This window comes from Providencia sp. wls1943, assembly GCF_009706275.1.
Classification (GTDB): Bacteria; Pseudomonadota; Gammaproteobacteria; order Enterobacterales; family Enterobacteriaceae; genus Providencia; species Providencia zhijiangensis.
This window is the reverse complement of sequence record NZ_WLTU01000011.1, coordinates 52,289-62,836: the sequence shown is the minus strand read 5'-3', so window position 1 is coordinate 62,836 and position 10,548 is coordinate 52,289. Positions and strand designations below refer to the sequence as shown.

Below are 10,548 nucleotides of genomic sequence, written 5' to 3'. Positions count from 1 at the left end.
TTTAATTCAATTTATTTAATATATTTTCTATTTTTTTAAAATGAAATTTACACGAAAGGAGTAAAAGCATAAAAAAACGAGATAAAATAAATTTTCTATTACAATAAATTACAATTTGAAACAGCTTTATTGGATTTTACAAAATAAAAAACTCATGAGATGAGTAATATACCAATATAAAAATATATTTCTACAGGTTAATTTTTCGGTTAGCAATAATTTTCATTTAGATTGCTAACTTAATAATAACTAAATCGCATCATAATAATTACAATCCAGATTGTATGCCATAAAGGCGCTATAAATTCGGCATATCAGAATGCGGTTCGCGCATATATTAATACATCTTGCTTAATATGTAGCGATGGCTTATTAAAAATATTCTCTTTTTAGATTGTTTGTTGATTTTTTATTCAAATTTAGGAAAGGACATCGAAGGTAGTACTGAAAAAGCATTGCCTCTAAATAAGAGGCAATGGAATTGGGGGGATTTTTTAATTCTGTCGAAAGCTATTTAACGCCTTTAAGTTGTTTCATGGTTTCATCCACGTCAATCTCATCTTCAGAGAACGTCAATGTTGTTCCATGCTGGGTTTCGATAATCAGCTTTTTCAGCGCTCGAGTAGCTCCCGGCTTAATATTCGTTTTAGGTTTAATACTGTTCATCAATGCACCTATCGATAGCACGGTATTTTCTTTATCAATACGTGTATCTGCCGGAACATCTTCATAATAGATACGGAATGATTTGATAGCCGTCAGCTTAATGCGCTCACCGGCAATATAGATATATTTGCTTTCAGGGATCACTTTAACCGCAAAGGCCGATAAACCTTTATTATTTGTGGTCGGCTCAAACGTAACCACCGCCCCTTTTTTAATCAGTTCTGGGTTGGCAACTTTAATCACATGAAAATAACGGTTATCCCCGTTTTCATCTTTGAGAAACCCAAAACCTTTATCTTCAAACCACGTTGTGATTGTTCCGTTCATTGCCATACCACCTTCTTTGTTGACTCAATTTCACAGCGCGCAGTATAAAACACAATACCTGCCCAGACCACGCCTTTAGTTTTAGTCTAGCCTATTTATCTATAACATCAGCCAATAGCATCATCGTCAAAAAGCGCAAAATTGGGTATTATTCATAACCACTTTTTATCTGGGTAACCTGATGTCGACGATTATTGATACCTTTATTGCGCCCCCTTGCCATGATGACATTGAAATCATTGAGCAGGATGAGCACCTTATTCTTATCAATAAACCTTCGGGGCTACTGAGCCTCTCAGGAAAGAATCCACAAAATCTCGATTCAGTACATTACCGGCTCGTTCAACTGTTCCCTGAATGCACCCTCGTGCACCGCCTTGATTTTGGCACTTCAGGTTTAATGGTTGTCGCCCTCAATAAAGCCATAAATGCAGCGTTATGTCAGCAATTTAGCCAACGTACCGTGACGAAAGCCTACAGTGCACTACTTTGTGGTCATGTGGAAAATGATCATGATGTGATAGATGCGCCCATTGCCAAAGATCCGGCTCTGTTTCCTCGAATGTCGATTTGTGAGACCCACGGTAAACCTGCCCGTTCGTACTATCATGTCATTGAACGGTTTTATGATGAGCAAAGTGATGGAAGTCGATTACCATTAACACGGGTGAAATTCATCCCAGAAACAGGACGAACCCATCAGCTGCGCATTCATAGCCAACTTTTCGGTCATCCTATTTTGGGGTGTGATCTGTATGGAGGCTTACTGCCCGCAGATATAGAACCTGCGCCGAGGCTGATGCTGCATGCCAGTGAATTAGATTTTATTCATCCGATAACTGGGGAACCCATTCACGCTCACAGCAAAAGCCCGTTCTAAACGACTACCACATTAAATCATCTGGGATTTTAAAGTCTGCGTACGGATCGTCTTCATCCTGCTCTTCCTGACTCAAGGCGTTATTTAATACGATGCTGCTTTCATCACGCTGAGCGATTTTATCCGCTACACTCGCGGGGATAATCGCGTAGGTGCTCATTTCAGGATTGTCAGTCGCTAAACGCGCGATGGCAAGACGGCCGCTAATAAGTTGGGTTTGCGTTGTTTTATCGACGACTACTTGCTTGATGACATTATTATCTGTGAAGTTAAAGCTAATATCACCTCTCGCTATCTCAATTTTGTTCATTTCAATCAGCTGCTTCACCTGAGCTTTATACTCTTTGGCTAGCGCCGCTTGTTTCTGTTGATCACTCAGTTGTTTATCACGTTCAAGCTGAGCCTTTTTATTTTCTTCTACCGCTTCTCTGGCTTCTCTAGCCTGTACTCGTGATTTTTTCGCTGTGCGCTGTACCTTCGCCATTTTTTTACTGGTGACGAGTCCCGCTTGGAGCATTTGCTCTTGTAAGGTGAGTTTTGCCATGTTGATATCTAAGCCTGTTGAATAGAATTGGCAGGATTATACCTGTAAATTAGATTATCTATTAAATACATAGGTAAATTATCTTTATAAAAATGAATTTAACTTATGCTGGGTATACCCATGATGTTCATTCCATTAGTTAAACAAATGTAATCGAAATTGAAAAATCATCCTATCTAAACAATACACTTCTTGAAACTAAAATTATCACATAGAAACCTTTTACTATTAACAATAAAAAATATTTTTAACATGTAAAAAAACAAAAAATACAGAGGAAAAATCCAATAAAAAACTTATTTAAGGATAAAAATAGAAACATACAAATTTCACTTTATCTTTTTTTGGAAAAATCATTGTAAAATAATTGTCATTTTATATAAAAAACAATAGTATTACTTAAAATAATTTAATCGAGACATATAATAATAATCGGTATAGGACTTAAAAATTTCAGAAGTTTTACTGACAGAACATTTATTGAACTCAAGCCTATAACTGTATTTGTTGGAAAAAACAGTAGCGGAAAAAGTTCTCTGTTGCGAACTTTCCCATTACTTCGCCAATCTGTAGAGGAAAATACTACAGGCCCTATATTATGGTATGGGCGATATGTTGATTTTGGTGATTTCAGTGATGTACTATCGAGAAATTCTGAAACGAAAGAAATTACTTTTAGTTTTTTGCTGGCTGTTCCGGATGATATGATACAAAAACACACCTATTATAGAATAAATAATTCAGATAAGAAAAACAGTCATAACTATATAGAAACGGAACTAACAGTTTATTCTAAAGATAAAAAAACAAAAGCAAAAGCTATTAAACTAAAACTAGATGATGCAAATATTGAGCTATATTTTGATGATAATAACAATACTAAACTACAGATAAAATCGGGAGAAAAAATTTTAGAAAAAGAGGGTATGATAGCCAGAAATTTAGGGCAATTTATACCTAATATCCACATGAAAAGTAAAACAGAGTCTCCAATATCATCTACCGCTTTTTATTTACGACAACAAAGACAAGATAGAATGTTAGAGCTATCATTCATAGATATTGCATCTAAGATAATTCAACGGTATTTTCACAAAAATTCAGACTTAAATCAAATTACTGATTCATTTAAAAGAATAGGGTTTTACTCTAAAAGTAATACAGAAAAATTAGTTAAGTTTCTTTTCAAAGAACAAAAAACTTTCACTAAAAACTTTAGCATTTATCGCAATGAAATTATTGATGAATTATATCCATACACTATTGGATAGAATATTAACAACATCATAGATATAGTAAACTTATCATTATCTGAATCATGTAAAAACGTAAAATATATAGCTCCACTTCGAGCTACATCTGAAAGATTCTATCGATTTCAAGATTTACAAGTAAATGAAATAGACCATACAGGTTCTAACCTAGCTATGTTACTCAATTCATTAAAAGCCAATGACAGATTAAAATTTGAAGAATGGACAAAATCTAATTTTGATTTTACTATTAAAGTGGAGCAAAGTGGATCTCATTTCGCAATCTTAATAAATACAGGTGAAAATAACGAGAATTATAACATTAGTGATATGGGATTTGGTTACTCTCAAGTAATTCCTATAGTTACAGCTATTTGGCTTGAAACAGAACGTCGTACAATAACACAGAAAAAACCAATAACATTTATTATTGAACAACCTGAATTACACTTACATCCTTCATATCAACATAATTTAGCAAAAATTTTTGCTAAAGTGGTTACAAAAGCAAAAGAAAACAAAGTTGATTTGAAAATTATTTTTGAAACTCACAGTCAGACGATGATTGAAGCCTTGAGTGAATGTATTGAGGATAACACAGGACTTACTGAAGATGACGTTTCTATCTTAGTATTTGAGAAAAATGAAAAACAGCAAACTGTTGTAAGAAAATCATATTTTGACGGAGAAGGAACTCTTCAGAATTGGCCTATTGGATTTTTCTCAGGTAGATAAACATATGCTTATTAACATAATAAACGCAACGCCTGAAATGGTGATGAATCATCAATTTTCAATAGCAATTGAAAATATTTTGCGCTCATTTTCTGAAAAAAAACATTTGGTTATTGCAAATAAAAATTTTTTTGAAACTATTATTGATGAAAGTGATGGTATATACAGCCAATCATCAAAAAATATTGCATCGAATGCTCTATCTAGCCTTATGGAATATCGAGCCATATTACAAATGGTTTCTTTCCATATTGATGTTGATTTTGAAATTCAAGATAGTTCATTCAAATGGATTGACTTAGGAAAAAATTATAAGTTTTCATGTGGACCATTATACTTTCATGACTCCGGGCAACTACAAAAAACAAAAATAGTATGTGAAAACCCATCAGACTCTGATTTCTTTAAAATTATTGCTAATTTCTACGCTCAAAATGCTAATTTATCACAATGTGCGATTAGTTTTACAGCGATTAACGGAGGCGGTGGAAGTACCAAAGATACTTTTGAACGCATAACTATAAATAATGAATTAACATATTGTATTGTAGATAATGACAAAAAACACCCTCGAGCACCTAGTGGTGGAACTAGCGCTCAGTTTGGGAAATTTAAGTTTCAGTCATCTGGATGTGTTGAAATTTTAGATTTTCATGAAATAGAGTCATTAATACCTCTAGATACTATTGAAAATGTACTAAAAGAACTAAACTTATTGGAAAAAAGAAAAGATTCACTCAATTTTTTAAAGAAATTTGTTCTATAAATGAAAATACAAAATTTTATTTTGACCATAAAAAAGGATTTAATTTAAAATCAGCAATAGAATTAGATAATAAGCATGGTATTTTCTGGAAGGACGTTTTAAGTAAAATCAATACTGAATGTGATTGTATAAGACTCAAGAAATGCGATTGTAGTTTGTCATGTAAACATTATGATGGATTCGGAGATAATCTATTAAATAATACATTAACGTATATTAACACAAAGAACCCTAAAAAATATAAGCCTATATTAACACCTATTCTTGAAAAAAAGTGGTATTATTTAGGGAAAAGTTTTTTTAGTTGGAGCTGTGGGCCGTATAAAAAATCTAGAGTTAGCTAATGATGATGATGATGATGGGTATTGGCCCTTCATCATTACTCTATATAACCATCATTAATATTTCATTGATATACAATATTATTATTGGCTTATTCTTATTTCTTTAAAAAATCTTCAACATTCGCTCTTCCCCTCTAATTATTTTTAATTAGTGATACCTTTTCGAAAGAATCGTTTCTTGATTGGATGATAAATGGTTTGCTATCATGATAGAAATTTTTTCACCGGTAGATAAACGAGCAGCCAATTAACACGAATATGTTTGAACTGTAGTGGTCAATAAAATTTGGTCACAGTTTTAGAGCTTTTCCAATATAATCGTTCTGACTCATTGGGCGTTAAGCCACCGTTATATTGATGCGGTCTAATCTGACTATAATACCCAATGATATATCGGGTTATTTCTTGCTGTGCTTCTATAAAATTACGGTAACCTAAAATAGGTACCCATTCTGTCTTTAAGCTTCGAAAAAATCGCTCCATCGGCGCATTATCCCAGCAATTACCTCGTCGAGATAAACTTTGCTTTATCTGATAACGCCATAGTAATTGGCGATATTGACGGCTTGTATAATGACTTACTTGATCTGAATGAAACAGCATATTTCTTGGCTTACCTCTTGATTCAAAAGCCATTGATAATGCTTTTCCCGTTAGTTGGCTATCGGGTGAAAATGACACAGCCCAACCAACGGGCTTTCGAGCAAATAAATCCATCACAACCGCAAGATACATCCAGCGATTACCTGACCAAATATACGTTACGTCACCTACCCAAACTTGGTTTGGCTCCGTGACTGCAAATTGTCGCCCGAGATGATTCGGTATTTCAACGTGCTCTTGAGTTGATTTTGTATATCGATGCTTCCGTGTTTGGCAACTCACCAAGCCAAGTGATTTCATAATCTGAATTGCACGATAGCGCGTTAAAGGAACCTGTTTTGTCTTCGATACAATATCAGCAATAGTACGAGCACCCGCAGAACCGCGACTGCTTTTATGAACTTCTTGAACAAGGGGCTGAAGCCGAATTTGCTCCGCTGATGGTGTTTTTGCACGGTGACGCCAGTATTGATAGCTACTGCGATGAACACTGAACACGTTACACAGTTGTTTAATACTAAAGCGCCGGCTGAGTTTCTCGATCAGCGAGAATTGTTCAGAGAGTCCGACATCACCAGCGCTGTAGCCTTTTTTAAGATCTCATTATGCTCTTCAAGTTGCGCGATTTTCTTTTTTAATTCACGGATTTCAACCTGCTCAGGCGTCATGGGTGACGCTTTCGGTGAAATGCCCTTGCGTTCTAGCTTGAGTTGCCGAACCCATTTGTCCATGGTTGATTTACCGACGCCCATCGCGTTGGCGGCCTCGACCACGGAATAGTTTTGGTCAAGCACCAGTTGAGCCGCTTCAAGTTTGAATTCTGCGCTGAAAAGCCGTCTTATACGTTTTACCATAATTGTCACCTATCTGTTTATGAGGTGATGATATCACCTCTGAGTTGGTGACCAAATTAACTATGCCATTACACGCTTAGTGTATAGAATAAACTTCCTGATCCTTTATCGCAGGAAGCTGATGTCAACATTCGCGTCCGCGTTGATTCCTTCTATTACATTACCACCCAAAGCAAAAAGTCGTACACCCAAATAAGTACATTCACTTAAAATAATTTCTCTTCACTAAGCAAGTTAAGTAGCTTATCTCATCAATTTAGTTATTCAGAAATACGGTATAAGTTGATATGGTTATGTCGGTATAACTTAGTGTTAGAGCTTCTACTGTATAATTACAATAAAATTCTTAAGCTAAAATCAAAAAAAAACAAAATATGAATTAGTTTATTGATTAACAAGGAAAAATCAGAAAAAACAGCTTTTATAAATTAGTTTGCATTATTTTGTGAGTAGCTTTTTCCTTCACATCCATAAATAAACTAACAATAACTTTACAGATATAAATTTTAGTTAATTACGCTTTGATTGCAAAGTTAGTGGACAACAAATGAATTTTTATTCCAACCATAGAATAAAATCATGATATTTATCTAAAAATTAATGTGTTAAGTTATATAATTTAGATATGATTGGCTTTTTCTGACTAAAATGGGAAACACTCATGTCCACTCGTAAGTATTTAACTCCCCAAGAAATATCTCGACTTTTAGCTGCTTGCCGTTTATCTCGACACCCCGAACGTAATTCTTGCTTAATTTATATGAGCTTTATACATGGATTGAGAGCAAGCGAAGCCCTATCGCTAAAACTATCTGATCTTAACTTAGAAAGTAAAGAGCTATATGTACATCGTTTAAAGAATGGCTTTTCAGTGAATCATCCACTCATTGATGAAGAAATCCCACTTATTAAAGCTTGGTTAAATGTAAGACGTACATGGAAAGGAGAAGAAAGTCAGTGGCTATTTTTATCAGAAAGAGGAACAGCTATGACTCGTCAGCGCTTTTATCAACTGTTTTCACGACTCGGCGAGTTAGCTAAGCTGACTTTAGGTATTCATCCTCATATGTTAAGGCATGCATGCGGTTATGCATTAGCGGATAAAGGTGCAGATACGCGTTTAATTCAGGATTATTTAGGACATACCAATATACAACACACTGTGCGATATACGGCAAGTAATCCAGCAAGATTCCGAGGAGTATGGTGAACAACACTAACTAAAAGAGTTGTCAAAATGTACCAAATTGACAAACGTAATAAATTAGGTGCATCTTAAGTTAAATGAAAATACTCGTCAAATACGTAGCGTGTAAATAACGCTATGTATATATTATTAAAATCAAGCGAGCTCCATTATTAAAAATCATTGAATTTGTTAATTTTTTCACTTTTTAAAACCCTTCATAACTCTCCACTCTTACACACTGTAATGTTTTGAATTATTTATCTTGAATCATTTTACCAATTATTTCTTAAATAAAAAATAATAATCAATATTTAATATATTATTCTAGGCAAGCATTACGTTTGTCAATTTGGTACATTTTGACAATAGTTAAACAACCGTTAATAGGTGACTCATTTATTTCACGGAGAGAATTTTATGCAATCTAACTTATCTCCTAAGGAAATTGTTGGGAGCAATATACTTAGAGCCCGTCGAGCAAAAGGCTTAAGTGGTTCTGATCTAGCTGATTTACTTTTATGCTCACAACAACATGTGTCACGTATTGAGCGTGGAGTTATTCGGCTGCATTTAGAACAAATTCAGCAAATTGCTAGCTCGCTTGATGTCGATATCAATTATTTATTAGATGGCGTTGGATTTCAAAATAGCTCAATAAATTATATCCATAATATGGAGTATTATTTTAAATCTGAAGGGTTATTTTTCCTATCTAGTCAATGTCTGAAATAGGTTTGACATTATGTTAATTATCACAAAAACACAAAATTTTAATATTATTGTCGGAAGGAAAATAAAAAAATACAGAAAGGAAATGAAATTAACCGCCGAGGAGTTAGGGCAATATATTGGCGTAAGCCAGCAACAAATTTCTCGTTATGAATCAGGTGAAAACCATATAAACATTGATTTTCTGGCTCAGTTTTCAGAGTTATTTAAGGTGCCAATCCAAGTTTTTTTAACAGACGACTAAATATATTTTTTGATTTTAATTTTTAATTAACAACTCAATTTTATTTTTTAGGATTTGATTTTTTGAATCAAGTCTTCGGGCTTTGCTTTTTCCAGTTCTTTTCCAGTTCTTTTCCAGTTCATTGCAAATTGAGTGTCTGCAATGAGCAATGAAAACTGACACTCATACTTTATTTATTTAACAAAAACATAGGACTATATATTCATGAAAATGAAATCTATTGCAATGGCAACTTTTATGGCTCTAGGATTGGCTTCTGCAGCAAATGCTGCTGATCAAGGCCACGGTAAAGTAACGTTTAAAGGCGCTATTATCGATGCCCCATGCTCAATCTCTCCTAAATCAATCGACCAAACTGTTGAATTAGGTCAAATTTCTAACATGGCATTAGTTGATGGTGGTAAATCAACTCCACGCCCATTTGAAATCGCTTTAGAAAACTGTGATATCACTAAACTGACTAAAGGCGTTCAATTAACCTTTAGTGGTGCAGCTGCATCTTTCGATAATACAAATAAAACATTAGGTATTGTTGGTACTGGTGCTGGTGCTGGTGTTCAGATCACTAATGGTAGCGGTAATGTGGTGACTTTAGGAACAGCTGCACCATTCCAACAAATTCAAAATGGTAATAACACCCTGAATTTCGCAGCTTACTTAAAAGGTAATGGTGGCGATATCAGTACGATCACTGCCGGTGACTTTAGCTCAGTAGCGGATTTCACTCTGTCTTACGAGTAATTCATCCTGAGCCAACAAAATTCATTTGTTGGCTCATTTCGACTGAATTGAGTGTAAGAGAGGAAGCAATGAATAATTCGATAACCTTTGGAATGTTTTCATTGATCTTAAGTTTAAGCCTGTTAACCGCAGCATCAACTGCAAAGGCTCAAGGCTCAGTGAATATGAATGGAAGCATTATTGAAACAGCATGTGCTATTGATGTCGGCAGCCGTGATCAAACTATTGATATGGGAAGTATTGCACTGACTCAAATTCGCCGTGATGGGCAAGGACCTGCTCGCCCTTTTGTTATCCGATTAGTGAATTGTGTTCTTGAACGCCAAAGTCCTGATAAGCCGAATTGGCAATACTTTCGTATAACATTTGATGGCTCTCATGACAGGGGGTTATTTGGTGTTAACGGACAAGCTCAAGGTGTTGGATTACAAATTCAACGTGAGGGGGATGGTGAAATTGCCATACCAGGACAAGGAATGTCCGTAAATTTACTGACGGCAGGAACAAAAGATCTCACCTATCGGCTGCGATTGGTGGCAAATAATCGCCCATTAGCATCAGGTCAATACCACAGTCAACTACGTTTCAAACTGGATTATGAATAGTCGGTTCCTCTCATGAATGAGGATCGCCTTTAACAGGTGAGCTTCACAAGCGAAATGACATTACGCAT

At 35.0% G+C, this 10,548-nt stretch carries 11 protein-coding genes and 1 pseudogene; 9 read left to right on the top strand and 3 right to left on the bottom strand.

Annotation, left to right across the window (positions count from 1 at the left end; all coding sequences use genetic code 11):
• Positions 1–510 precede the first annotated feature (510 nt).
• Entirely contained in the window at positions 511–993 is a 483-nt protein-coding gene (locus tag GKR48_RS05350; RefSeq protein WP_195848223.1) for a cold-shock protein, read from the bottom strand.
• A 181-nt stretch (positions 994–1,174) separates the two neighbouring features.
• Here GKR48_RS05350 and GKR48_RS05345 point away from each other — a divergent pair, with 181 nt between their 5' ends.
• On the top strand, positions 1,175–1,873 hold the full coding sequence (locus GKR48_RS05345; RefSeq protein ID WP_154627313.1) for an RluA family pseudouridine synthase: 699 nt from the start codon (positions 1,175–1,177) through the stop codon (positions 1,871–1,873).
• 4 nt (positions 1,874–1,877) lie between these two features.
• Here GKR48_RS05345 and GKR48_RS05340 read toward each other — a convergent pair whose 3' ends face one another.
• The gene (locus tag GKR48_RS05340; RefSeq protein ID WP_154627312.1) at positions 1,878–2,417 is read right to left on the bottom strand and encodes a DUF2058 domain-containing protein; all 540 of its coding nucleotides are present in this window, start codon (positions 2,415–2,417) and stop codon (positions 1,878–1,880) included.
• A 422-nt stretch (positions 2,418–2,839) separates the two neighbouring features.
• Between GKR48_RS05340 and GKR48_RS17885 the strand changes: the two genes are divergently transcribed.
• The 3 genes from GKR48_RS17885 (at position 2,840) to GKR48_RS05330 (ending at position 5,171) form a co-directional block, all read left to right on the top strand.
• Entirely contained in the window at positions 2,840–3,688 is an 849-nt protein-coding gene (locus GKR48_RS17885) for an AAA family ATPase (protein WP_336431120.1), read from the top strand.
• Between the two features lie 156 nt (positions 3,689–3,844).
• Complete coding sequence (locus tag GKR48_RS18135; protein ID WP_230088608.1) at positions 3,845–4,405, top strand: DUF3696 domain-containing protein; 561 nt, start codon at positions 3,845–3,847, stop codon at positions 4,403–4,405.
• Entirely contained in the window at positions 4,383–5,171 is a 789-nt protein-coding gene (locus GKR48_RS05330) for a hypothetical protein (protein ID WP_230088607.1), read from the top strand. Before GKR48_RS18135 ends, GKR48_RS05330 begins: the two co-directional genes overlap by 23 nt.
• A gap of 620 nt (positions 5,172–5,791) precedes the next feature.
• Here GKR48_RS05330 and GKR48_RS05325 read toward each other — a convergent pair.
• Positions 5,792–7,009 (bottom strand): annotated as a pseudogene (locus GKR48_RS05325) (IS3 family transposase).
• Between the two features lie 624 nt (positions 7,010–7,633).
• On the opposite strand from GKR48_RS05325, the gene GKR48_RS05320 reads away from it, so the two are divergent.
• From GKR48_RS05320 to GKR48_RS05300, 5 genes are all read left to right on the top strand, one after another.
• Entirely contained in the window at positions 7,634–8,182 is a 549-nt protein-coding gene (locus GKR48_RS05320) for a tyrosine-type DNA invertase (RefSeq protein ID WP_154627310.1), read from the top strand.
• Positions 8,183–8,578: 396 nt separating this feature from the next.
• Positions 8,579–8,893: a helix-turn-helix domain-containing protein gene (locus GKR48_RS05315; RefSeq protein ID WP_154627309.1), complete on the top strand. Its 315-nt coding sequence runs from the start codon at positions 8,579–8,581 to the stop codon at positions 8,891–8,893.
• Between the two features lie 10 nt (positions 8,894–8,903).
• Entirely contained in the window at positions 8,904–9,134 is a 231-nt protein-coding gene (locus tag GKR48_RS05310; RefSeq protein WP_154627308.1) for a helix-turn-helix domain-containing protein, read from the top strand.
• Between the two features lie 204 nt (positions 9,135–9,338).
• A complete protein-coding gene (locus tag GKR48_RS05305) occupies positions 9,339–9,875 on the top strand; it encodes a fimbrial protein (RefSeq protein ID WP_154627307.1) in 537 nt (178 codons plus the stop codon).
• 68 nt (positions 9,876–9,943) lie between these two features.
• Positions 9,944–10,480, top strand: a complete 537-nt coding sequence (locus GKR48_RS05300) for a fimbrial protein (protein ID WP_154627306.1) — start codon at positions 9,944–9,946, stop codon at positions 10,478–10,480.
• The last annotated feature ends 68 nt before the right edge of the window (positions 10,481–10,548 follow it).